The organism is Celerinatantimonas sediminis, assembly GCF_046054195.1.
Taxonomy (GTDB): Bacteria; Pseudomonadota; Gammaproteobacteria; order Enterobacterales; family Celerinatantimonadaceae; genus Celerinatantimonas.
In genome coordinates, this window is record NZ_JBEQCS010000003.1 from 216,457 (window position 1) to 241,459 (window position 25,003).

At 42.6% G+C, this 25,003-nt stretch carries 23 protein-coding genes; 9 read left to right on the forward strand and 14 right to left on the reverse strand.

Annotated elements, in window-relative coordinates:
• The first annotated feature begins 8 nt into the window (after positions 1-8).
• Together radD and ABTQ23_RS05910 are read left to right on the forward strand one after the other, a co-directional pair.
• The gene (gene radD, locus ABTQ23_RS05905; RefSeq protein ID WP_408614738.1) at positions 9-1,751 is read left to right on the forward strand and encodes a DNA repair helicase RadD; all 1,743 of its coding nucleotides are present in this window, start codon (positions 9-11) and stop codon (positions 1,749-1,751) included.
• Positions 1,752-1,789: 38 nt separating this feature from the next.
• Positions 1,790-2,356, forward strand: a complete 567-nt coding sequence (locus ABTQ23_RS05910; protein ID WP_408614739.1) for a DNA-J related domain-containing protein — start codon at positions 1,790-1,792, stop codon at positions 2,354-2,356.
• Here ABTQ23_RS05910 and trpS read toward each other — a convergent pair.
• On the reverse strand, positions 2,345-3,340 hold the full coding sequence (trpS, locus tag ABTQ23_RS05915; protein ID WP_408614740.1) for a tryptophan--tRNA ligase: 996 nt from the start codon (positions 3,338-3,340) through the stop codon (positions 2,345-2,347). The two genes, ABTQ23_RS05910 and trpS, sit on opposite strands and share 12 nt — an antisense overlap.
• Positions 3,341-3,561: 221 nt before the next feature.
• On the reverse strand, positions 3,562-4,638 hold the full coding sequence (locus ABTQ23_RS05920) for a porin (RefSeq protein ID WP_408614741.1): 1,077 nt from the start codon (positions 4,636-4,638) through the stop codon (positions 3,562-3,564).
• Positions 4,639-5,377: 739 nt separating this feature from the next.
• Here ABTQ23_RS05920 and dinG point away from each other — a divergent pair.
• The 6 genes from dinG (at position 5,378) to ABTQ23_RS05950 (ending at position 10,005) form a co-directional block, all read left to right on the forward strand.
• Positions 5,378-7,402, forward strand: a complete 2,025-nt coding sequence (gene dinG / locus ABTQ23_RS05925; RefSeq protein WP_408614742.1) for an ATP-dependent DNA helicase DinG — start codon at positions 5,378-5,380, stop codon at positions 7,400-7,402.
• Entirely contained in the window at positions 7,395-8,153 is a 759-nt protein-coding gene (locus tag ABTQ23_RS05930; RefSeq protein WP_408614743.1) for a sulfite exporter TauE/SafE family protein, read from the forward strand. The genes dinG and ABTQ23_RS05930 overlap by 8 nt, the downstream gene beginning before the upstream one ends.
• Positions 8,135-8,728, forward strand: coding sequence for a primosomal replication protein PriC (gene priC, locus ABTQ23_RS05935; protein ID WP_408614744.1), 594 nt, complete (start codon positions 8,135-8,137; stop codon positions 8,726-8,728). Before ABTQ23_RS05930 ends, priC begins: the two co-directional genes overlap by 19 nt.
• A gap of 15 nt (positions 8,729-8,743) precedes the next feature.
• Positions 8,744-9,460 carry a YccT family protein gene (locus tag ABTQ23_RS05940; RefSeq protein WP_408614745.1) on the forward strand — a complete coding sequence of 239 codons (717 nt, stop codon included), beginning with the start codon at positions 8,744-8,746 and terminating at the stop codon, positions 9,458-9,460.
• A 95-nt stretch (positions 9,461-9,555) separates the two neighbouring features.
• Positions 9,556-9,720 (forward strand): pleiotropic regulatory protein RsmS, encoded by a 165-nt coding sequence (gene rsmS, locus ABTQ23_RS05945; RefSeq protein WP_408614746.1) that lies wholly within the window; start codon positions 9,556-9,558, stop codon positions 9,718-9,720.
• A 93-nt stretch (positions 9,721-9,813) separates the two neighbouring features.
• Positions 9,814-10,005, forward strand: coding sequence for a hypothetical protein (locus tag ABTQ23_RS05950; RefSeq protein ID WP_408614747.1), 192 nt, complete (start codon positions 9,814-9,816; stop codon positions 10,003-10,005).
• A 91-nt stretch (positions 10,006-10,096) separates the two neighbouring features.
• Here ABTQ23_RS05950 and sucD read toward each other — a convergent pair whose 3' ends face one another.
• The 8 genes from sucD to sdhC form a co-directional block, all read right to left on the reverse strand.
• Positions 10,097-10,969: a succinate--CoA ligase subunit alpha gene (gene sucD, locus ABTQ23_RS05955; protein WP_408614748.1), complete on the reverse strand. Its 873-nt coding sequence runs from the start codon at positions 10,967-10,969 to the stop codon at positions 10,097-10,099.
• Entirely contained in the window at positions 10,966-12,135 is a 1,170-nt protein-coding gene (sucC, locus tag ABTQ23_RS05960) for an ADP-forming succinate--CoA ligase subunit beta (protein ID WP_408614749.1), read from the reverse strand. The genes sucD and sucC overlap by 4 nt, the downstream gene beginning before the upstream one ends.
• Positions 12,136-12,199: 64 nt before the next feature.
• Positions 12,200-13,420 (reverse strand): 2-oxoglutarate dehydrogenase complex dihydrolipoyllysine-residue succinyltransferase, encoded by a 1,221-nt coding sequence (gene odhB / locus ABTQ23_RS05965; RefSeq protein ID WP_408614750.1) that lies wholly within the window; start codon positions 13,418-13,420, stop codon positions 12,200-12,202.
• Between the two features lie 15 nt (positions 13,421-13,435).
• Positions 13,436-16,243 carry a 2-oxoglutarate dehydrogenase E1 component gene (gene sucA / locus ABTQ23_RS05970; protein ID WP_408614751.1) on the reverse strand — a complete coding sequence of 936 codons (2,808 nt, stop codon included), beginning with the start codon at positions 16,241-16,243 and terminating at the stop codon, positions 13,436-13,438.
• Positions 16,244-16,362: 119 nt separating this feature from the next.
• Positions 16,363-17,082, reverse strand: coding sequence for a succinate dehydrogenase iron-sulfur subunit (locus ABTQ23_RS05975; protein ID WP_408614752.1), 720 nt, complete (start codon positions 17,080-17,082; stop codon positions 16,363-16,365).
• A gap of 13 nt (positions 17,083-17,095) precedes the next feature.
• A complete protein-coding gene (gene sdhA, locus ABTQ23_RS05980; protein ID WP_408614829.1) occupies positions 17,096-18,808 on the reverse strand; it encodes a succinate dehydrogenase flavoprotein subunit in 1,713 nt (570 codons plus the stop codon).
• A gap of 58 nt (positions 18,809-18,866) precedes the next feature.
• On the reverse strand, positions 18,867-19,211 hold the full coding sequence (gene sdhD / locus ABTQ23_RS05985; RefSeq protein WP_408614753.1) for a succinate dehydrogenase, hydrophobic membrane anchor protein: 345 nt from the start codon (positions 19,209-19,211) through the stop codon (positions 18,867-18,869).
• The gene (sdhC, locus tag ABTQ23_RS05990) at positions 19,205-19,582 is read right to left on the reverse strand and encodes a succinate dehydrogenase, cytochrome b556 subunit (RefSeq protein WP_408614754.1); all 378 of its coding nucleotides are present in this window, start codon (positions 19,580-19,582) and stop codon (positions 19,205-19,207) included. Before sdhC ends, sdhD begins: the two co-directional genes overlap by 7 nt.
• Positions 19,583-19,973: 391 nt before the next feature.
• Here sdhC and ABTQ23_RS05995 point away from each other — a divergent pair, with 391 nt between their 5' ends.
• Positions 19,974-21,266, forward strand: a complete 1,293-nt coding sequence (locus ABTQ23_RS05995; RefSeq protein ID WP_408614755.1) for a citrate synthase — start codon at positions 19,974-19,976, stop codon at positions 21,264-21,266.
• A gap of 70 nt (positions 21,267-21,336) precedes the next feature.
• Here ABTQ23_RS05995 and kdsB read toward each other — a convergent pair whose 3' ends face one another.
• The 4 genes from kdsB to msbA are packed head-to-tail and all read right to left on the reverse strand — an operon-like array spanning position 21,337 to position 24,994.
• Positions 21,337-22,089, reverse strand: a complete 753-nt coding sequence (kdsB, locus tag ABTQ23_RS06000) for a 3-deoxy-manno-octulosonate cytidylyltransferase (RefSeq protein ID WP_408614756.1) — start codon at positions 22,087-22,089, stop codon at positions 21,337-21,339.
• Positions 22,086-22,274, reverse strand: a complete 189-nt coding sequence (locus ABTQ23_RS06005; RefSeq protein WP_408614757.1) for a Trm112 family protein — start codon at positions 22,272-22,274, stop codon at positions 22,086-22,088. Before ABTQ23_RS06005 ends, kdsB begins: the two co-directional genes overlap by 4 nt.
• The gene (gene lpxK, locus ABTQ23_RS06010) at positions 22,261-23,244 is read right to left on the reverse strand and encodes a tetraacyldisaccharide 4'-kinase (RefSeq protein WP_408614758.1); all 984 of its coding nucleotides are present in this window, start codon (positions 23,242-23,244) and stop codon (positions 22,261-22,263) included. The genes ABTQ23_RS06005 and lpxK overlap by 14 nt, the downstream gene beginning before the upstream one ends.
• Positions 23,237-24,994: a lipid A export permease/ATP-binding protein MsbA gene (msbA, locus tag ABTQ23_RS06015; RefSeq protein WP_408614759.1), complete on the reverse strand. Its 1,758-nt coding sequence runs from the start codon at positions 24,992-24,994 to the stop codon at positions 23,237-23,239. Before msbA ends, lpxK begins: the two co-directional genes overlap by 8 nt.
• Between the last annotated feature and the right edge of the window lie 9 nt (positions 24,995-25,003).

Below are 25,003 nucleotides of genomic sequence, written 5' to 3' on the forward strand. Positions count from 1 at the left end.
AACGATTTATGCCCTACTTTTTGTATAAACTTCGAGATTATCAACGCCACGCAGTCGATGCCGTCATTCGCCATTTTCAAAAGAGTGATGAATCAGCACTAATTATTCTACCCACTGGCGCTGGGAAAAGTCTGGTGATTGCCGAGCTTGCAAGGCTTGCGCATTATCCAATTTTAGTTTTGGCGCATGTGAGCGAATTAGTTGAGCAAAATGCAGCAAAATATAGCCAGATTGGTGAGCCTTGTTCGATTTTTGCCGCTGGGTTAAATCAAAAAGATACCAGCCAAAAAGTCTGCTTTGCTAGTATCCAGTCTGCCTCTCGAAACTTAAGCGAATTCAATCGCTATTATTCGCTGGTCATCATTGATGAATGTCATCGAGTCAGCAGCGATAAAGATAGCCAATATCACGCGTTATTAGCTCACCTAAAAGCATTTAACCCTCATCTTAAAGTTCTAGGATTAACTGCCACACCTTATCGTCTTAATCAAGGATGGTGCTATCAATATGATTATCGAGGCTTTGTAAGGCCAGCTAAACAACCAGCATTTATCCACGCGATTTATGAACTGCCACTGGCAACCTTGATTCGAAGAGGTTATTTAACTAAACCCGAAATAATCGATGCCCCCATCGCCCAGTATCCATTCGATGAGTGTCGTAACTCAAACGGACTATTTCCTGAAGCTGCGGTGAATAAATTACTGGTTCGCTCGAAAAGGGTAACAGAGGCCATCATAGGCCAAGTGATTGAGCTTTCACAAAATCGCAAAGGCGTCATGATCTTTGCTGCAACCGTTGAGCACGCCAAAGAAATTATGGGGTATCTACATGATTTAAGTGCAGCGCTTGTTATCGCCGAAACATCCGCGAGCGAGCGCAGTCAAATTATTGATAGATTTAAACAGCAAAAGATTAAATATTTAGTCAATGTATCCGTATTAACAACGGGCTTTGATGCGCCACATGTTGATATGATTGCCCTGCTTCGCCCCACTGAATCGGTGAGTTTATTCCAACAAATTATTGGTCGAGGGCTAAGACTGGCACCCAATAAAGCAGATTGCTTAGTCATTGATTATGCCGGTAACGGGTTTAACCTCTATCAACCAGAAATTGGCCAACCCAAACCGGACTCAGACAGTGTCCCTGTGATGGTCCCATGCCCTGAGTGTGGATTTGCTAATACTTTTTGGGGAAAAATAGATGCTGATGGTGAGCTAATTGAGCATTATGGACGCCGCTGCCAAGGCTTAGTTGAAAACGATAATGGTCAAAAACACCAGTGCAATTATCGTTTTCGCTATAAACAATGCCCTCACTGTTTAGGTGAAAATGACATCGCAGCAAGGCGCTGCCAACATTGCGGTGAAACATTAATTGACCCCGATGAGCAATTAAAAAAAGCGCTGTCACTTAAAGATGCCAAGGTGATTCGCTGCGCAGGAATGCGTTTTTTTAATCAGCAAGGCCAGTTACAAGTAACCTACTATGACGAGGATGGACTTGAGCTGAGCGAAAAATTTGATTTAAAAAAAGCTGCAGCACAAAAGCGCTTTAATCTTATATTTGAAAAGCGCCAGTGGCTTGAACCTAAAGCTGTAAAAAATCTCGAACAAGCTATTGAGAACGAGAGAAACTACCGACATCCAGACTTTGTTATCGCTCGTAAAAAAGGAAATTTTCTCAAAATTCAAGCTCGAATATTTGATTACCAAGGCGCCTACCGTTTAGCAAATCACGAGCATTAACTTTTGACAAATGATGAACAATTCACCACAGTAAACAGATGAATGAGCTAAACAGTAATCCTCTTAATAGCGATATATTAAAGATCCTCTCTGAACAGATGGTTCCAATGAGCGAGTATCAGCTGCTCAAAAAACTACAAGCGCACTCTTTTTTAAATCAATTTAATCCAGAAAATTCGGACTTAAAGTTATTTCAACGCCATTTTGTAGTTATGAATGCTTTATATCAATTACGAGATATGTTGTTTAATTCAGGCTATACCATTGCAATTGGTGCACTGAACATCGAGTTATTAAAACATCATCAAGCAGAAGATTTCGGCAAAATAACCAAGCATGATGCATTGCGAGCGTATTATTTAGATTGGCAGCAATTAAAGCAAACTCAAATAGCTGATGTTGAAAAATTGCTCAATGACTTTTGGAATGGTTTTAATGCCAACCATGCTGATGCCTTAACTATTTTGCAACTCCCCGATGGAGCGAATCAAAGCCAGATCAAACAACGATACAAAGAAATGGCTTTGAAACATCACCCCGACAGAGGTGGAGATGCAAAACAGTTTGAGAAAATCACTCAGGCTTATCAGCAACTAAAGCACTAATCCATACATGTTTTTCACTGCGATTGCGACGTCATCTGTCACTTTTCGTGCTTTTTCAGTACCTGCTTTCAGCACGCTTAGCAAGTATTCGCGATCAGAAATTAGTTTTTGACGTTCTTCACGAATCGGTCGAATTAGCTCTTGCAAACACTCTTCAAGAATAGCTTTGATTTTAGTATCCCCTAAACCGCCAGCTTTATAGTGTTCTTTTAGCTCGTTGACATAATCTTGGTCAGGGTAGAAAGCGTCTAAATAAGTGAAAACAACGTTTCCTTCTACTTGGCCCGGATCAGCTACGCGAAGATGATTCGGGTCGGTATACATTGATTTCACAGCTTTACGAATCGAATCTTCATCGCTGCCCAGCATAATAGTATTGCCCAGCGATTTAGACATTTTATTCTTACCATCAACAGAAGGTAGACGGGAAACATTAGAGAGCAGCGGCTTACATTCTACCAAAATTTGTTTATTTGCTAGACGATTTACCTTGCGAACAATCTCGTTAGTCTGCTCAAGCATCGGTAACTGATCATCCCCCACAGGAACCAATGTCGCATTAAATGCCGTAATATCTGCCGCTTGGCTAATTGGATAAGTTAAAAAGCCCGCAGGGATAGAATCGCCAAACTGTTTTGACGCAATTTCAGCTTTCACGGTTGGATTACGCTCTAAACGGGAAACGCTCACCAAATTTGCATAAAACATCGTCAACTCAGCTAAAGCAGGTAATGCAGATTGCTGGCAAATGGTAGTTTTAGTTGGGTCAATACCAACGGCTAAATAATCAGCCATCACTTCAACGATATTTTGTGATGCTTTTTTTAAATCGGTGCCGTTATCTGTCAACGCCTGCATATCGGCAATTAAGATTGTTTGCGGATATTGTGACTGCAGAGCAACACGTTGCTTTAGCGAACCGACAAAGTGACCAAGATGTAAAGCCCCCGTTGGGCGATCACCGGTAAGAATAGAATCTTGCATGAATGACTTTCCTTTGTAGCTGACCTACCAAGGCAGTCTATAAACAGATCCGCCAGGTAAGGCGGCAATAACACAAGTTAACGCCGCTTAGAATAAGCGCGCCAACCTATTAAAACAGACAAGTTAAAATTGATAAAGCTTAACATGAGAATGTACTGTCAATAGTATAAAAAACCAGCCATAAAGGCTGGTTTTTCAATTCAAGCAACTAAGCTATTAACTTAGAAGTTGTACTGTGCAGAAACTGCAAATTCGTTTGCTGCATAACCGTTAGCAGTGTCAGAAGCACCGTTGTTATGACGGTATTCAACCCAGCTCAGGAAGTTTGATGTGAAGTTATATTCAACACCAGCTTTGAATGAGTTAACTGCTGTTCCATCATGTGATGCACCATCATCAGACTGACGTTGGAAACCCCAACCTGAATACAGGCGAGTCTGACCAATAGTGTAAGCACCAACTAAGTCATATGAATTAACAGTTAGGTCATCAGAACCATCGTTTTTAACTTTGGCACCTTCATATACGAATGCAGCATATAAGTTGTCATTAGTATAATCGAAACCGAAACCATAGTTATCTTTTTTAGAGTCGCCTTCAAAGTTCTGACGAGCATATGCAGCGCGCAGTTTCAGACCCATACCTGTATCATAAACAGCTGCAATGTTATATGCATTATCTTGGTCAGGAGTAGCTGTTGCATCTGCAGAACTACCAGTGTCAGCATCAAATACATATCCATCAGATACTGTTGCTACACCTAAAGTATCTTCTGCACTTGTTTTAAACTGATAACTAGCCTGTAAAGTTACAGGGCCGAAATCATTTGAGTAAATAACCTGGCTTGACTGACGGCTATAACCATACAGACCAGACTGAGCTTCCATACCCCACTGGTCGAAGATATCGATAGTGCTATCTAAGCTAGTGTAGAAAGGAGTATCAGTTTGGCCAAATTTAACATTACCTGCAGTGCCAGCATCCAAACCTAAATAGATATGACGAGCATTGAATTTGCTTCCGTCGCCATTTTCACCAGCAACCTGCCATTCGCCACGAGCAAATGCGCTCAGGCCATCAGTCAGTTTAGTGGTACCTTTAATGCCTAAACGAGCAGCAGTGTCTAAGTCAGTTGATTTTTCCTGGCTTTTATCGCCACCAGCATTAGTTAAGTCGGCTTCAACACGGCCGTAAACGTCCATAGACTGGGAGTCAGTTTTATAAACGTTAGCAGCGGTTGCTGCTGCAGAGGCTGCCAGAAGAGCTGGTACAGCCAGAGCTAGAATAGTTTTTTTCATTGTCCTGTGCCTTTATAAGCAATTAAACACATAATCCTTAGTATTCGCAGTCTGACAGTTAAATTAACTAACTGTCGCTATTGAGCCTACCATCGGTTTTTAAATTCCGCAATAAAAAATTGAACTTTTTACAAATAGTGTAAATACACGATTTTTCGGAGATTTTTGAATAGTCATTCAGTTTAAATGTGTGATGGAGTTCAAAGTTTAATAACATAAAGAATCTATTAAACTTAAATCAACTTGGCTTGAGAGAAACAATGGCTCTCATTTAACAGAGAGTTTTTTATATATGTATAATAAAAGCATACGCCCTAAAACAAATAGGTCTTTTCTGAGCTATCAGAATACCCATGTAGTTTCTAATAATTAATCGAACTTTACAATCTAAATAATTTAAAACTAAACACTGATATTAAAAATGCACTTTAAAAAAACATTTGCACCCAATTCGCGCACAAAGAAGCTGCACATTTATTGTTTTTATTTTTTCTTATCAACGAACTGGTCCTAAATTTCAGCTATTTACTTCAGCAGTTCTGTTTACTTTTTAGCCGAGCTAATTTTGGTTAATTTTCCCCCGTTCACGATAACCCTAAATTTACTGATGTGAACTAGAACATTGCAAATCAATCGTGCCAAAAAGAGACTTCCCATAATTAAAATCTTTCTTAAAGTGGCCTGTTTTTGTCAACCAAAGCCGTTATCATGATGACTCTATCGTAGAATGATGACATTTATGTTAAGTGCGCAACACAAAAAGCTAATTCGAAAAACCTATCAAACACTAAGAGAACAAAACCCAGACTTCTCTCCAAGGGCTGCGCAAAACAAACTCATCGCAACAATATCTCAAGCTATCGCAGGCGAAATTAATCCAAAACAGCGAATTCTCTTGGTTGAATCCGGCACAGGTACGGGTAAATCACTCGCTTATTTACTGTCGGCAATTCCATTAGCTCTGCAATTTAGGCGAAAACTGGTAATTTCAACGGCGACGGTTGCTTTGCAGCAGCAGCTCATTACTCAAGAACTGCCAAAAGTCCATCGCGCATTAGAGGGGAAGTTTTCATTTCACTTAGCCAAAGGGCGACAGCGCTATTGTTGCGCTCATAAATTAAAACGATTGTCGCTCTCGCCGAAATTACATCAAGATGCCGTAGTGATAAATGAGCTCTGGCAAGCACTTAAAAACAACCGATGGCAAGGTGATAGAGATAGTTGGCCAACGACAATATCTGATTCTATCTGGCAACAAATTCAAAGTGATGGGTTTAGTTGTAATAACACAATGCCGCGACATCGACAGTGTCCTTTTGCCAAAGCGCGCCAAGCACTACAAAAAGCTGACGTCATCGTAACCAATCATAGTTTGTTGATAGCCGACCTTGAACGCGGCGGTGGCATTGTCCTACCCGAGCCAGAGGAATGCATCTATATATTAGATGAAGCGCATCTCATCGCGGATATAACCCGTGATGCAAGCCTTTGTCAGTTACCTATCAAACATTCATTAAGCCAAGTAGAACAGATTCGTCTGTGGATTAGCCAAGTTAACGAAAAACTTAACAGCGGCGGATTTATCCAATCACGATTAACAGCTCTTGATGCACTTTCTGACATCACTCAATTACTAAATCGTCTTAGTGACTATCAATACAAAAATGAAAGCCATTTTGAAAACGATATTTGGCGTTTTTCGCCAGGAAAACTGCCTAAGACAATTAAAGATTTGGCACATAATTATCACGCTAGCGCGCAGAAACTGCAGCGAACACTTGAACAATTTGCCGGACAAGTTCAAGAAGCGGCCAGCGATGGTCTATTGGCTCAAGGCATTGCTGAGACAAAGCTGTCGCAATTAGGGCCTTTTCAAGTATTAGCCGAAAACATTCTAAACACGCTTTATCACTGCCAAAGAGAATCAGACCAGGCGCCGTTTGCCTACTGGTATGAGCGCACCAAAAACGATTGCTCTTTGTCACTTTCCCCATTAGAGGTCGGAAGTAAATTACAAGCCATTTTGTGGCAGCGCGCCTTTTCTGTCGTAGCCCTTTCTGCCACGCTTTCAGCACTTGGCCGATTTGACTATTTTTTAATTCAAACTGGTTTATATCAGTGTTTGGATAATAGTCAGCAGCTCATTAATCCCTCACCATTTAATTACCGCCAGGTTACACTTCGTTTAAGCAAAAATTTTCCAGCGCCAACTGAGCAAAATTACGTTACTAACTTAGCTTCATATATCATCAACAATTATTCCATTGATACGGCCATGGTGGTGCTTTGCACCTCTTATCAACTGGTCGATGACTTAGCAGATAATGTAAATAAGGCTCAATTAAAAGGCGTTTTTATTCAGGGGACCCAATCCAACGAGGCCTTGCTAAAATCATATCGAAAACATATCGATACCTATAAACAAGGACTACTGATTGCAACCACAGGTTTTGGCGAAGGCATCGACTTGCCCGGACATTACCTCACGCATTTGGTGATTCCTCGTCTGCCCTTCGCGGTACCAACCGATCCTGTCACGCAAAGTCATTCTGAGTTGTTAGAAAGCAAGGGACTTAATCCATTTTTACAACTGACGCTGCCCCAGACGAGTCGAAAATTAATTCAATGTTGTGGCAGATTAATGAGAAAAGAATCAGATTCAGGTATCATCGCCATTCTTGATTCACGGATGGTCACTCGTCGCTATGGGCAGCAACTATTAAATGCACTCCCTGGTTATCAACTATCTTATATAAATGATTGACTCAATTAATATATTTCTAATTATCGGCACTGGCCTTGTTGCTGGATTTATTGACGCAATTGCTGGCGGTGGCGGTTTATTAACGATTCCAGCGCTATTAGGTATTGGGCTTCCACCTCACCTTGCCTTAGGGACGAATAAATTGGCAGCGAGCTTTGGCTCCAGCACCGCAACGATTACGTTTTATCGGCAAAGGTTGTTTCATCCCAAACTTTGGTGGCGCAGTTTTCTAGCAACGACTATTGGTGCAATCAGCGGTGTATGTATTGTGAACTTGGTCAGCCGCTACTGGTTAGAAAAATTATTGCCCGTTATCATTATTGCCAGCGCAATTTATACGATATGGCAACACCGACAACGGCATCAGCCACAAATACAACCACCGCCTCATTTTCATCAAAAGCAATGGTTACAAGGTATTTTATTAGGATTTTATGATGGATTTGCAGGCCCAGGAATTGGAGCCTTTTGGTTAGTCTCCTCTCTGGCCCTCTATCGCTTTCGCATGTTATTGTGTGCCGCAATTGCCAAGGCAATGAACTTCACCAGTAATTTTGTCTCACTGCTTACGTTCGTCTACCTTGGCCATATAAATTGGTCAATTGGCTTAGTGTTAGGTTGCAGTATTATGGTGGGCGCATTGATTGGTGCCCATTCAGCCATTCGATTTGGCGAAAATTTTATTCGTCCAGTGTTTGTTTTAATTGTGGTTATCTTAGCAGGGAAATTAGCATGGCAGGCCTGGTTCTAGAGCAAATATCAAAACTGGAAAAACAGTTAAACATCTTACGAGAACAAGCTAGACTTGCTGATCAACAAGGCCGGCGAGCTTATAAAGTATTGGCTCGTAAAGATGAGCGTTTTCACTGTCTATCCGATCTATTCTGCGATTATGCAGACGAGCTTTTTGATGATTTAGCCCGGCTACAGCGCCTTAGCCAAAAAACTGCAGATTTAGACTTGTTGCAACTTTATTGTGACCGATTATGTGGTAAATTTATCATGCTTCAAGAGGTGCTAAATCGACGACCTAATCAGCAAACCAAGGATAAAGCAAAAGTCGATGCTTGGCGCTCCAAAGTAAAAAAGGTTGTGGATTCAGGTAACTTAACCCAGCTTTATGCTAAATTAGAGCAGCAGCATATATTTGAGCACCGTTTAAAAGAAGAAATCGATAAGAAAATTCTGCAGTTAAACCGGTCAGGCAGTATTGAGCAAAGTGCTGTATTGCAAAAAAGCATTCTTGATTTAAAAACACGCTATGGACGGTGCCAACGCACAACCTGGCAATTAGAACAACTTATTAAACAAAAACAATCGCGCTAGTTAGGAGTTATGTATATGCGCTTTAACCATAAAGCTATTTTATTCAGTTCTGTCATGTTAGGAAGCGTTGCTTTACCAGCAGTTGCTGCAACATTTCAGGTACCGACATCTTTTGAAATTATGTATGTTGACTTGCAACCAGCGACTAAATTTGGCGGTGATTTTAAAGTTGATGTGAAAGCTGGCCACCACCAATTTGTAGTTCGCTATAATAAAACGATTCGTCATGGTAAAGACAGCAGCAATTTCCAATCACAACCCATTATTATCGAAACCAAAGTTAGTAAAGATGCGGTATTGACGCTTAAAGCGCCTCATATTTACTACCAGCGTAAAGCGCAAGGTTTTGCTGATAAACCTGATTTTACCATTGTCACAGCAGATGGAAAAAAAGCAGATTACCATCAGCAAATGTTGCCGTTAAAACCAGGATTTCAGCCAACTCGTGACTATGTTAAAGAAATCCGCCATTTCCAAGGCGATACCACTGACGGTTATGATGCACCAGCGCCTGCTCCAAAAGAGATTGCAGAATCAAATGAATTCACAATGATGAAATTCTGGTATAACAAATCAGATGATCAAACTCGTAAAGACATCCGGATTTGGATGATTGACCATTCACACAAACCTGCTAATGCTAAAAACCAACCATTTGATATGCTCAAATTCTGGTATAACAAAGCAAGTAAAGCTGAACGTAAAGCATTTCAAGTCTGGTTACTGCAGTAATCGCCAACATCTAGCATTTGTTTGAGTTAACTCAACTGCAACTTACCGTTTAATTGTGTTATAATTAAGCGGTAAGTTTCACTAGTGCGGATTTTATGTCTCTCGATAACGCTCCTCCAGAAATCAAACTGGCAGTCGATTTGATCCAGTTGTTAGAAGAAAATCAGGTCGAATATGAGTTAGTCTTAAAAGCGCTGGAAATCGTTAAGACCGACTATCAGAAGAAACTTGCAAATCGAACAAAAATCAACCAGAGTTAAATAACACCTCTTTGTTCTTCCACCTGAGAGAAAAGGTGGTGCTTTGGTGTACCTGTATGTTTTTTAGCTAATATCAAAACGAGGTCAGAATCAATGAGTATGTCTACGAATTCAGCTGAGGAGAGCCAACCCAAGAAAAATGCGCCATTATCAATAATCTGTAATGATGCACCCTATGCGACTATCAGTGAACTTGCTGAAATTTACGATATTGAAACGAATATTGTTCAGCAACGCTTAGAAGCTCACTGGTCGCTAGAAAAAGCGTTGACCACTCATAATTAATTCGATTCGATCTTAGCCACTAAAAAGCCCACATTATCAAATAATGTGGGCTTTTCATTTGCATATACCAAACTTTACAAAGCTTAGATTATCACCAATTAGTGACTTCTCTTAACGCTTTACCAATGTCAGCTAAACTGCGAACTGTTTTAACGCCGGCATCTTCAAGTGCTGCAAATTTTTCAGCCGCTGTCCCCTTGCCTCCGGCAATAATCGCTCCAGCATGTCCCATGCGTTTACCCGCTGGTGCTGTTACCCCTGCAATATAAGAAACCACAGGCTTGGTTACATTTGCTTTGATATAAGCTGCCGCTTCTTCTTCAGCAGAACCGCCAATTTCACCTATCATCACAATCGCTTGAGTTTCATCGTCGGCTTCAAACAATGCCAAAATATCGATAAAACTAGCGCCAGGGATTGGGTCACCGCCAATACCAATACAACTAGATTGGCCGAATCCTTCATCTGTTGTCTGTTTTACCGCTTCATAGGTTAACGTTCCTGAACGCGACACAATCCCAACTTTACCAGGCAGATGAATGTGTCCGGGCATAATACCGATTTTGCACTGCCCCGGAGTAATAATCCCAGGGCAGTTAGGTCCTATCATCTGCACACCGGTCTGCTCAAGTTTTTGCTTCACAATAAGCATATCAAGTGTTGGGATACCTTCGGTAATGCAAACAATCAACTGAATCCCAGAATCAATCGCCTCTAAAATGGCATCTTTGCAAAACGGTGCAGGAACATAAATGACAGAAGCAGTTGCACCAGTGGCGTTGACAGCTTCTCGAACGGTATTAAATACAGGCAGACCTAAATGTTCGCTCCCACCTTTACCTGGAGAGACACCGCCCACTAATTGGGTTCCGTATTCCAGAGCTTGCTGCGAGTGGAATGTTCCTTGGCCTCCGGTAAAGCCCTGGCAGATCACTTTGGTATTTTTATCAATTAAAATACTCATTGCACTCCTCCTGCCGCTTTAACCACCTGACTTGCAGCATCAGACAAACTCTTTGCAGCAATGATATTTAGTCCCGAATCAGCCAGTTTTTTAGAACCAACATCGGCATTATTACCTTCTAAGCGGACAACCACAGGAACATGAACTCCAACCTCAGCAACAGCACCAATAATTCCGTCTGCAATCAAGTCGCAACGAACGATGCCGCCGAAAATATTAACTAGCACGGCTTTAACATTGCTGTCAGAGAGAATAATTTTAAACGCTTCAACCACGCGCTCTTTAGTTGCTCCGCCACCAACATCTAAGAAGTTGGCCGGCTCTCCACCATGAATTTTAATAATATCCATGGTTCCCATTGCAAGCCCTGCACCATTGACCATACAACCAATGTTGCCATCAAGTGCAACATAGTTTAGTTCCCACTGTTCGGCGCGTGCTTCACGCTCATCTTCTTGTGTTAAATCCTGCATATCACGCAATTTGGGCTGGCGATAAAGCGCATTATTATCAACATTAATTTTGCCGTCTAAGCACAATAAATCACCCTGCTGAGTAATAATCAGCGGGTTAATTTCAATCAATGAAAGATCATACTGCTGAAATAAAGTTGCAAGTCCCATAAACAATTTGACGAACTGTTTTTGTTGATTTGCATCTAAGTTAAGCTTAAACGCCAACTCACGAGCTTGATAAGGTTGAGGACCAGTTAGTGGGTCAATTGCTGCGGTATGAATCAACTCAGGTGATTCACTCGCCACTTTTTCAATTTCAACGCCACCTTCTGTCGAGGCCATAAACACAATTCGTTGACTGGCTCGGTCAACCACCGCACCTAAATACAGTTCTGAAGAAATATCAGATGCTTGTTCAACTAAAATTTTATGAACTGGCTGCCCTTTTTCATCGGTTTGATAAGTTACTAAATTTTTACCAAGCCAGTGCTGCGCAAACTGACGAATTTCTTCTTTACTACTTGTGACTTTCACGCCACCTGCTTTGCCTCGCCCACCTGCATGAACCTGACATTTTACAACCCATTTGTTGCCTCCTAGTGAGTCAACATTACGAGCAGCATCCTGCGGATTCTCAGCAACATATCCTTCCGGAACAGGCAGACCAAACTCGCGAAATAGCTGTTTTGCTTGATATTCGTGAAGATTCATGGTGTTTGTTTCCGTTCTGTTTGCATCTCTAAATTAATTATTATTTATACTTACTTGGTTATAGTTATACATCTAGAAGTAATCGTGCTGGATCTTCCAATAACTCTTTAATCGTAACCAAAAAGCTTACTGATTCACGACCATCAACTTGTCGATGATCATATGATAAAGCCAAATACATCATTGGTAAGATCTCAACTTTACCATCAACTGCCATTGGGCGATCTTGAATTTTATGCATTCCAAGAATCGCACTTTGTGGCGGATTAATAATTGGAGTTGACATCAAAGAGCCAAATACACCGCCATTAGTAATGGTGAAGTTGCCTCCCATCATTTCATCAACTGTTAATTTACCATCCCGACCTTTAATTGCTAACTCTTTAATTTTCTTCTCAATGTCAGCAAGCCCTAAGAGATCGCAATCGCGTAAAACAGGAGTGACTAACCCTCGAGGAGTCGAAACCGCGATGCTAACATCAAAATAGTTATGGTAAACAATATCCTCACCATCAATCGATGCGTTTACATCAGGGAAACGTTTAAGCGCCTCAACAACGGCTTTGACATAAAAAGACATAAAGCCTAAGCGAATACCATGACGCTCTTCAAATACATCACGATACTTCTTACGCAACTCCATAATTGGCTTCATGTTAACTTCGTTAAACGTGGTTAACATCGCCGTCGTATTTTTAGCTTCTAATAAACGCTCAGCCACTCGTCGGCGAAGCCGAGTCATCGGAACTCGTTTTTCACTTCGGCCAGGATGAGCTAACGCTTGGTCAAATTGAGCACTGGCTTTAGGTGCTTCTTTTGGCTGCTCAGGCGCTTTTTTAAGATGCGCTTCGATATCAGCTTTGGTGATTCGGCCATGTTTTCCACTACCTTTGACCTGACTAGCATCAAGAGAGTGTTCGGCCAAAAGACGCCGAATCGATGGCCCTACAGCATCTGTTGCGCTTTGGTCATCGCTATCATCCGATGATACAGCAGCTTGTTGAGCATGGGTTGGATCAACCGCTTTAGTTTCTTCACCCACAACAACATCTGTTCTTACAACACCGATAATTTGTTGGGCTGTAACTGTCTCACCTTCTGGACAATTAATGGCCTCAAGAACCCCACTTTCGAGAGCTGATACCTCTAACACAACTTTATCTGTTTCAATATCTACAATGACTTCGTCTCTTTCGACTGGATCGCCAACCTGTTTATGCCAAGTTGCAATTGTTGCATCTGCGACCGATTCGGGAAGATCAGGTACCTTGATTTCGATGGTCATTCCATAATTCCTATACTATTTATTCGTTTTAATTGTCAGCGCATCCTCTACTAATGCGCGCTGTTGCTCAAGGTGCAACGACATATAACCTACTGCAGGTGACGCAGAAGCCCGTCGACCTGCATATGATAAACTTGCCCCTTTAGGGATAGCGGCCAAGAAGTGATGTTGACTGCTATACCACGCCCCCTGGTTTTGTGGTTCTTCCTGACACCAAACAAAATGCTTCACATGTTCAAGGGGCGCTAAAACTTCTTGAATCTCTTCATAAGGGAACGGATATAACTGTTCGATTCGAATAATGGCGACGTTATTTTGCTGCGCTTTTCGTCTGGCATCGAGTAAATCGTAATAAACCTTACCCGAACACATCACCACTTGTTCAACTTCACTCGGATTAATGTCGTCAATCTCACCAAGGACGTTATAAAATCGACCATGAGCTAGCTCTTCTAGAGTTGAAACAGCCAGTGGGTGACGTAATAGTGATTTAGGAGACATCACAATCAATGGTCGGCGCACTTTGCGAATGTGCTGACGGCGTAACATATGGTACACCTGAGCTGGTGTTGAAGGGACGCACACCTGCATATTTTCTTCAGCACACAATTGCAGATAACGCTCTAAACGAGCCGATGAATGTTCTGGCCCCTGCCCCTCATACCCATGCGGAAGCAACATGACCAATCCACACATTCTTCCCCATTTTTGCTCTCCAGAAGAGAGGAATTGGTCGATAACAACCTGGGCACCATTGGCAAAGTCGCCAAACTGTGCTTCCCAGAGCACGAGTGACTCAGGTTGGGCAGTTGAATAACCATATTCGAATGCCAAAACGGCTGCTTCCGATAACACCGAATCATACAATGATAATACACCTTGATTATCACTGAGGTGCTTAAGCGGCATATAAACAGAACCATCTTCCTGACTGTGCAGTACTGCGTGACGGTGGAAGAACGTGCCTCGGCCTGAATCTTGTCCGGTTAATCGGATCCCTGCACCAATATCAAGTAATGTGGCATACGCTAAGTTTTCAGCAAAGCCCCAGTCCGCTGGTTTTTCGCCACGCGCCATAAGCTCGCGGTCTTCATACACTTTACGAACCCTAGGGTGCAATGTATGGTTACTCGGATAATGTGCAATCTTAGCGGCTAGTTCTTTTAAATGATCCAAGTCCATTCGCGTATCGTAATCAATATTCCACGAATGATTCAGAAAAGGTTTCCAGTTCACTGAATGGCCCGTCATCGGGCGCCACTCTTCAACAACGCATTCACCGCGATCGAGTTGATCACGATAACCATTCGCTAAAGCAATCACCTGCGAATCACTCAAGGTATTTTCACCGATCAGCTGATCGGCATATACTTTACGCGGCGTTGGATGCTTTTTAATCTTCTGATACATCAATGGCTGCGTTGCATTCGGCTCGTCAGCTTCGTTATGGCCATGACGGCGATAACAAACCAGCTCAATGACCACATCACGCTTAAAGGTATTACGAAAATCGAGCGCAAGCTGACTAACAAAAGCAACGGCTTGTGGATCGTCACCATTAACATGGAAAATAGGCGCCTGCACCATTTTTGCAATGTCGGTACAGTATTGGGTTGAGCGAGAATCCCGAGGGTTAGATGTGGTAAAACCAATTTGGTTGTTTATCACCACTCGCACAGTACCACCGACACTGTATCCACGAGTCTGCGACATATTAAAGGTTTCTTGGACAACGCCTTGCCCGGCAATGGCTGCATCCCCATGAATGGTGACCGGCAAACACTGTTCGCCTCGGCGATCCTGTCTGGCTCGCACTGAGCCCATCACGACAGGATTTACAATTTCCAAATGAGAGGGGTTAAACGCGAGCGATAAATGCACATTTCCAGCGGGCGTTGCAAAGTCTGAGCTAAATCCTTGATGATATTTCACATCACCTGTACCCCAACTGCCATCATGGCGACCTGCAAATTCATCAAATAATTCAGCTGACGTTTTACCTAAAACATTCACCAAGACATTTAACCGGCCACGGTGAGCCATACCAATGACAACTTCTTTAATACCACCTAATCCACTGGAGCGAATCAACTCTTTAAGCAAGACAATCAGGCTATCACCGCCTTCAAGTGAAAATCGCTTAGCTCCTGGGAATTTAGCCCCCAAATATTTTTCTAGACCTTCGGCTGCTGTTAGGCTTTTTAGCAACCGAATTTTATCATCCTGAGTGTATGTTCCACACCCTTCAACCGATTCAAGATGAGCCTGAATCCAACGTTTTTCTTCGGTGTCGGTGATATGCATATATTCAGCACCGATAGACCCGCAGTAGGTTTTCTGCAACGAGCGATAAAGCTCGTCAAGCTGCATGGTCTCTTTACCGATAGCATATGAACCGACATTAAAAGATTGTGAAAAATCAGATTCATCCAAGCTATGAAAAGCCGGATCAAGGTCCGGCACTCGAGGTTGCTTCCAAAGCTCTAGTGGATCAAGGTTTGCGTGCTGATGACCACGAAAACGGAAGGCGTTGATCAACTGTAAAACTTTGACCTGTTTAGACCCGGTTAATGGATCTTGTGCAACAGAATTAAACCGCGAGTTGTCTTTCGCTAAATGTTTAAAATATTCTTTTAAAGGTGAAAGCGGTATTTCTTGAGGGAGATTCTTTAACCGAGGTAGAGCGTTAAATACCTCTACCCAGTCTTCAGGAACAGATTCAGGATCTTCAAGATAGGCTTCATACAGCTCTTCAACGTAGGCGATATTGGCGCCATATAAGTGAGAAGAATCGAGCCAATCCTTCATCATGCTGTTTTGCATTAAACTTTCCCTTATACTCGTCTAATTTAGACAACTCAATTATTAGTTAAGTCTTCTTAAAATAGCCTGTCAAAAGCTAAATAGAAAGGCCATTTCAGTGATTTATCCCAATAATTACTTTAGAGAGCCTCTTTTATCAGCATTGTTTTAATTTTACCGATAGCTTTGGTCGGATTTAGCCCTTTTGGACAAACACTGACACAATTCATAATGCTGTGACAGCGGAAAACACTAAAGGCATCATCCAGCTCAGACAACCGAACTTGCTCTGCATTATCGCGACTGTCTGCCAACCAACGATAGGCGGCCAATAAACCAGCAGGCCCAACAAACTTGTCAGGATTCCACCAGAAAGATGGACACGATGTCGAACAACAAGCGCAAAGAATACATTCATACAAACCGTCTAGCTGCTCTCGTTGCTCAGGCGTTTGTAAATGTTCACGTGCCGGTGGTGGATTAACGCTATCTTCATGCATCAAGTAGGGTTTGATACGCTGATAATTTTCATAAAACTGATTCATGTCGATAATCAGATCGCGAACCACAGGTAGTCCAGGTAACGGGCGAATAACTACCTCACCTTGATTGAGCAGATCAGATAGCGGCGTGATGCAAGCAAGACCATTTTTACCATTCATATTCACGCCATCAGAACCACACACACCTTCACGACATGAGCGTCTAAAAGCTAATGATGGATCCTGCTCTTTGAGCTTAATTAATGCATCCAACACCATCATGTCAGAACCTTCCGGTACATCCAGCAAATAGTCTTTCATATACGGTTTGCTGTCCGCTGCTGGGTTGTAACGATAAATGGAAAATTTCACATTCATGATTGCCTCGGCATTAATAAGTTCTGATTTTTGGTGGGAATGCTTCGCGCAGGTGTGGATGCATATTGACGCTGCGACGCTGCATCTGTTTCGTACGCGGATTAAAGACGCTATGACACAACCAGTTTTCATCGTCTCGTTCTGGATAATCTTCACGGCTGTGAGCACCGCGGCTCTCGGTTCTAAAATTAGCGGCGCTAGCCGTTACCAATGCCGTGCTAAGCAGGTTATCCAACTCTAAACATTCAACACGCTGAGTATTAAAGTCACGCGATTTATCATCAAGACGCGCATTTGCCAACCGATCTTTAAGCTGTTTTAACTGCTCAAAACCTTCAGCCATAACGCTGCCTTCACGAAATACTGAAAAATGCATCTGCATACAGTGCTGGAGTTCCTTGCGGATGACGGATGGATCTTCGCCATCAGCTGATGAATCTTCCCAGCGCTGATAGCGAGCAAGCGCTTGGTCAATATCATCACTAACAGCATCTTGAGGCATTGCCGTTTCTGCTAGATATTGTCCTAAATATTTACCAGCTGCTCGGCCAAATACCACTAAGTCAAGAAGCGAATTACCACCTAAGCGGTTTGCTCCATGCACCGACACACAAGCGATTTCACCAACAGCAAATAATCCATTCACAATCTTATCTTGACCATTTTCGTCAAGACCAATGGCCTGGCCATGAATATTGGTTGGGATCCCGCCCATCTGATAGTGACAAGTCGGAATAACTGGAATTGGCTCTTTGACCGGGTCAACATGAGCGAATGTACGCGATAACTCACAGATGCCAGGTAATCTTGATTCGAGAACTTCTTGACCAAGATGATCTAGTTTTAATTTAAGATGCGTTCCCCATGGGCCATCACAACCACGACCTTCGCGAATTTCGGTCATCATTGAGCGGGCTACGACATCACGACTGGCTAAATCTTTCGCATTTGGCGCATAACGCTCCATAAAGCGCTCACCATCTTTATTTAGCAGATAGCCACCTTCACCACGACAGCCTTCGGTGACTAACACCCCAGCTCCAGCGATACCCGTTGGGTGAAATTGCCACATCTCCATATCTTGCACAGGTACGCCAGCGCGAACTGCCATTCCAATCCCATCGCCAGTATTGATGTGGGCATTGGTGGTTGAGGCAAAAATCCGCCCTGCACCACCGGTGGCTAAAACAGTTGCTCGCGCTTTAAAATAAACGAGTTCGCCCGTTTCAATGCAGATAGCGGTCACACCAACCACATCACCTTGGCTATTTTTAACGAGATCCAACGCATACCATTCAGAAAAAACAGTGGTCTTATTCTTAATATTTTGCTGATACAGCGTATGCAATAAGGCATGTCCCGTGCGATCTGCTGCTGCTGCGGTGCGAGAGGCCTGTTCTTTACCAAAATCTTTCGATTGGCCACCAAACGGACGCTGATAAATTTTGCCATTATCCAATCGAGAGAATGGCAGCCCCATATGTTCCAGTTCAATAATCGCTTCGGGACCTTCATGGCACATGTACTCAATTGCATCCTGATCACCGATGTAATCAGAACCTTTGACCGTATCATACATATGCCACTGCCAGTTATCTGGGTGCACATTTCCCAAAGCAACTGTTATTCCCCCCTGGGCCGAAACGGTATGAGAGCGGGTCGGAAAAACTTTAGAAACCAGTGCGCAACTATTACCTTGTTGCGAGATCTGTAAGGCTGCGCGCATGCCAGCTCCGCCAGCTCCTACTACAACTGCATCAAATTCACGAATAGAGATAGTCACTTTATACACTCCATAAAATCACAACACCGGCAGCAACATAAAATAATGCGACCAAATTAAGGACGCCCTGAAGAAACATCCGCCAATAGGTGTGATGAACATAATCACTGAGCACTTGCCAAAGGCCAATCCATGCATGCACAAGCATCGAAACAAGCGCTAATAACGTGAAAGCTTTGGTACTGACCTGACTAAAAAAACCTTGCCAGATTTGATAACTAAGGTCATGGCAGGCAATGAAACTCACTAAATAAATAAAGTACAATCCCAGCACAATTGCTGATGCTCGTACTAAAAGATAACTATGAGTTCCACTGCGTCCCAGTGTTGCCGCATTATTTACCATATGATTATCCCCATCAAAATGATCAAAACTAACGCGACGATAAAACAGATACGCGCGCTAGCTGTTGCACTGGTGAGTTCTTCCCAATAGCCACAGTCCATCACCATATGGCGGATACCGAATACCAAGTGGTAACAAAATACAGCCGCAATTAGCCATATAATCAATCTGACAAAAAACGAGTCAAACCAACTTGCAACCGTAGCAAAACCGTCAGCAGAGCCTAACGATTTTGCCAAAAGGCTCAATAAAATAGCTAAAGCAAAAAAAGTTATAACACCAGAAATTCGATGCAAAATTGAGGCAATTGCATTCACCGGAAAACGAATGGTTTGTAATTGTAAATTTACAGGTCTGGATTGCTTATTCACGATATTTATCCACTTGTGTCCATTTATTTAAGAGAAATATTTTGCACAAAAAATATTAAAATGTTTCTTAATTGTTAACACAAAATTACTATTATTTACTCATTAGAAGGCTGCATTTTCACAGCTAAATACCTATCTAAATCATTTAGTTGAATAACACACACCACAGCCAGTATAGTGAGCGGTTTTCACAAATACAATTAACAACTATGTAAACTATGATTTTTTTCAATTATGAGGGACATCTCACATACACATATTTAACAAATAGCTAACCTCATGTATTAGCTAATGTTAGTTCCTACTCGTTTGACAACCCCCTACATCAGGGTAATACTAATTTCACGTTTGAACGATATTAATAACAAGTATAGAGCAAGGGAGACGTGCTATGGCTGAGAAAGTGGCCACTTTACATCTGCCCGGACAGGAACCTATTGAACTTCCAATCATGTCTGGTACTGCAGGAAATGACGTGATTGATGTCCGGCAGTTAGGCTCAAAAGGCTATTTCACCTTTGATCCCGGGTTTTTAGCAACCGCTTCGTGTGAATCACAAATTACGTATATCGACGGTGAAAAAGGAATTTTGCTGCACCGTGGGTATCCTATTGAACAACTCGCCGAGAATTCCGAATATTTGGAAGTTTGTTACTTGCTATTGTTTGGTCAACGACCAACTGAAAAACAGTACGAACAATTCAAACAGACGGTTACTCGTCACACGATGGTTCATGAGCAGTTAATCCATTTTTTCCAGGGATTTAGACGCGATTCTCACCCAATGGCGATTATGGTCGCGGTTGTGGGAGCATTGTCGGCGTTTTATCATGACTCGTTAGATGTCACCAATGAACGCCACCGTGAAATAGCTGCATATCGGCTTTTATCTAAAATGCCTACATTGGCGGCCATGAGTTACAAATACTCAATTGGTCAGCCATTTGTCTATCCGCGCAATGATTTAAGTTATGCGGGCAACTTTTTAAATATGATGTTCTCAGTTCCAACTGAAGAATATATTGTGAACCCCGTTGTTGAAAAAGCGATGGACCGGATTTTCATGCTCCATGCTGATCATGAACAAAACGCGTCAACTTCAACGGTTCGTTTAGCAGGATCATCGGCATCTAACCCATTTGCTTGTATTGCAGCTGGGATTGCCTGTTTGTGGGGGCCTGCCCATGGTGGTGCCAACGAAGCTTGTCTGGCGATGCTTGAAGAGATAGGTTCAGTTGAGCGTATTCCAGAGTTTATTGAACGCGCCAAAGATAAAGATGACCCATTCCGTTTAATGGGCTTCGGTCACCGCGTTTATAAAAGCTACGATCCTCGAGCAAAAGTTATGCAACAAACATGTCATGACGTATTAGACGAGCTAAAAATTGATGATCCACTGCTAGATATTGCAATGGAACTGGAAAAAATCGCATTAACCGATGAGTATTTTATTGAGAAAAAACTCTATCCAAATGTCGATTTTTATTCCGGCATCGTGATGCGAGCAATCGGTATTCCAACGAGTATGTTTACAGTGATTTTTGCTCTCGCTCGAACCGTTGGTTGGATTGCCCACTGGATTGAAATGCTACAAACACCTGGCCAAAGAATTGGCCGACCTCGCCAGCTTTATACAGGCGAAGCAAAGCGTGATTTTCCAACGACACCTCGCAAAAAAGGATAAACAAAAAAGAAAAGGCCACGCGGCCTTTTCTTTTTCACATCACTAATTAAATCATAGTTAAATCAAAGAACTAACAGTGCTGTGACTGACTTAAAATAATCTTGCGAACTTTTTCTAAATCCTCTGCAGTATCTACCCCTACTCCAGGTTCAATTAAAGCTTTTGCGACATTAATTGCATAGCCATGCCAAAGTACACGCAATTGTTCAAGCTTTTCACTCAATTCAAGAGGTGAAGGGCTGAGGGTAACGTAGTGACGAATAAAGCCAGCTCGATACGCGTAGATACCGATATGGCGAAGATAATCATTAAGTGGCCAACTGCCTTCACGCGAATATGGAATAGGAGCGCGGCTAAAATAAATGGCTTGCCCTTTTTTATTGCAGACAACTTTCACCACATTGGGGTCCATAATACTTTCGTGCTCGGTAATTGGCGCACCTAACGTAGCCATTGGAGCCTGAGTATCACCTAATAAAAGATTCGCGACTTGATCGACAATCTGAGGAGGAATCAAAGGCTCATCACCCTGAATATTAACCACCACCTCGTCATCACTTAAATTTAATGTCGTCACCACCTCAGCCAAACGCTCGGTACCAGATTCGTGTGTTTTAGCGGTTAAACAAACCTTGCCACCAAAATCAAGCACACATTGCTCAATGCGCTCATCATCAGTCGCGACTACGACTGTCTGGGCTTGAGTCTTCAGCGCTTGTTCATAAACTCGCTGGATCATCGGTTTACCAGCAATATCTAATAGCGGTTTACCTGGTAGACGAGTCGATGCATATCGAGCTGGAATAACGATGGTATAACTCATTTCGGTAGCTCTTCGCTGGTTAAATCTCTTGCTTTATCTTCTAACAGAACAGGGATACCTTGGTCAATCGGATAAGCTAACCGGTCAGCTTTACAGATAAGTTCATCGTGCTCTTTATCGTAAACCAATTTCCCTTTGCATATTGGACACGCAACAATTTCTAATAAATTACTATCTAGTGGCATAAAAACTCTCCAACCGCTGCAATATAAACTGATAAAAATCATCTGGTAACTTTGCATTAACGCACAAATAATACCAATGTTCACCAGCTTTGTTTTGATACTTTAACGCATCTTTCTCTGTCATCAGCAATTGCTGATTCTGATACTGAGTGATCTGTGCATCACTCAATCGGCCATGATCTCCAACATCAATATATCCGTTTAGTGTAATGCCAAGATTTTGTAAGGTCTGGTAAAAACGCTCTGGATGACCTATTCCCGCAAAAGCAATGCCATCTTTAGGTGTTAATGATTGATCAACAATCTTGCCATCAGATACCCGTCGCCATTGTGTCGGGGTGAGACTCATCAAATCGCTTGAATAGTTTTTAAGGCAGCCACCATTACTAATAATCCGATCAACACTTTGCAAACGAGATAAAGGTTCTCTTAGCGGTCCGGCGGGTAAACAAAATCCATTGCCAAACTGGCGTGCCGCATCCACCACACAGATTTCAACATCACGCTCGAGCGGATAATGTTGCATGCCATCATCGGCAATAATCACATCACATTGTGGATATTGCTCGATTAAAAGACGGGCCGCTTGTGGCCTATTTGAACAGACGACTACCGGACACTGGCTTCGCAGCCTAATTAATAATGGTTCATCACCGGATAAAGCCGCGCTCGTTTGTGGTGTAACCTCTAATGCTCCTTCGGCATTGCCGCCATAGCCTCGGCTCACAACTCCCGGATGATAGCCTTTTGCCTTTAAAAACTCACATAGTGCCAACACAACTGGCGTTTTACCGTTGCCACCGACACTAATGTTTCCGACAATAATCACCGCAATAGGGCTACGATAACGCCGCTGTGGCTGTGATATAAAGCGACGGCGGCGCGCTTTAACAATTAGAGCGAATAAACAGCTTAGCGGCCATAAAATCCAAGTTAAAAGACTTCTTTTATACCAGATGTGCTCAAGCACTCTCACCACCAAATTGCATCTGATAAAGCTGGTAGTAAGCGCCTTGTTTAGCCATTAACTGATGATGATTACCACGTTCAATTAAATGACCATCATCAATCACAATGATCTCATCGGCATTTTCAATGGTGGATAAGCGGTGCGCAATAACAATCGCAGTACGATCTTGGCAAACTCGCTCAATCGCCTCTTGAATTTTACGCTCAGATGCAGTGTCCAAAGCTGAGGTTGCTTCATCGAGCACCAAAATAGGAGCATCTCTTAAAAGTGCTCTGGCAATCGCAACGCGTTGACGCTGACCACCAGAGAGCATTAATCCTCGTTCACCAATAATGGTATCTAAGCCATCCGGAAGACGCTCGGCAAATTCCATAACATTTGCCATTTCAGCAGCTTTAACAATCTGTTCTCGGCTAGCATTATCTTGCGCATATGCAATGTTTTCGGCAATCGTACCAGCAAACAGATGGACATTTTGAGACACCATCGAGAATTGATGGCGTAACGACGGCAATTTAAACTCATCAATAGAATGGCCGTCGATAGTGATGCTACCTTGCTGAATTTCATAAAAACGAGGTAACAAACTGGCAATGGTGGTTTTACCACTTCCTGAGCGGCCAACTAGAGCAACCGTTCGCCCGGCTGGAACATCAAAGCTAATATCGCGCAGCACTGGCTCATCTTTGGTTGGATAACTAAAGGTGACATGATCAAACACAATCTCACCCGTTACTCGATCTGGTGCGTATGTGCCGCCGTCAATTTCGGTTGGCTCATCCAAGACATTAAAAATACTGGTACACGCGGCCATACCGCGCTGGAAATTGGTATTTAATTGGGTAAGCTGCTTAATCGGCTGCAATAGCATCATCATCGATGTGACGATAACAGTGAAAGTCCCGGCTGAAAGCTCATGCATAATCTCAGGAAACGAAGCGATATATAACACCACGCCTAACCCCGAAACCGCCACGGCCTGAACGACTGGGTTCGCAATAGCAGATGTGGCCGACATTTTCATTTGTTGGCGACGAATCGTATTACTTACCTTTTTAAAGCGTTCGGTTTCTTTATCTTGGCCATTAAAAGCCAATACTTCTCGGTGGCCATTGAGCATCTGCTCTGAAACAGCTGTCACATTCCCCATGGCATCTTGCAAATTCTTACTAATGCGACGGAAACGACGACTTACAATTCGAATGGCAATTGCGACAATCGGACCAATAATCAAAAAGATCAGTGATAATTGCCAGCTGTTATAAAACATCATCGCTAGCAACCCAATCACTAAACCACCTTGCTTCACCATCGTGACGAGAGTCTTCGTTGAGGCATCAGCAATCTGATTGGTATCGTAAGTAATTTTAGAAAGCAGCGTGCCAATCGAATGTCGGTCAAAATATGCAATTGGCATGCTCATCAAATGAGCAAATATCTGTTGCTGCATTTTCATTACAACGTGGCTACCAACCCACGACATGCAATAAGAGGAAATAAAGTTAAAACTCCCCCTTAAAATGACAATACCGACCACAAAAAACGGCATGATTTTTAAAACGGAAGGATCTTTACCACTTAAACCTTCATCAATAAGAGGTTTAATTGAATAGATAAAGGTAACATCTACGCACGCATAGCCAATCATCCCAATGATTGCAGCAATAAGTCCGGCTTTTCGCTCGGAAACATAGGCTAATAGACGAGTGAAGTTGGACTTCTTGGGCAGTGTCGAATTCTCTTGAGCCATATACGTATC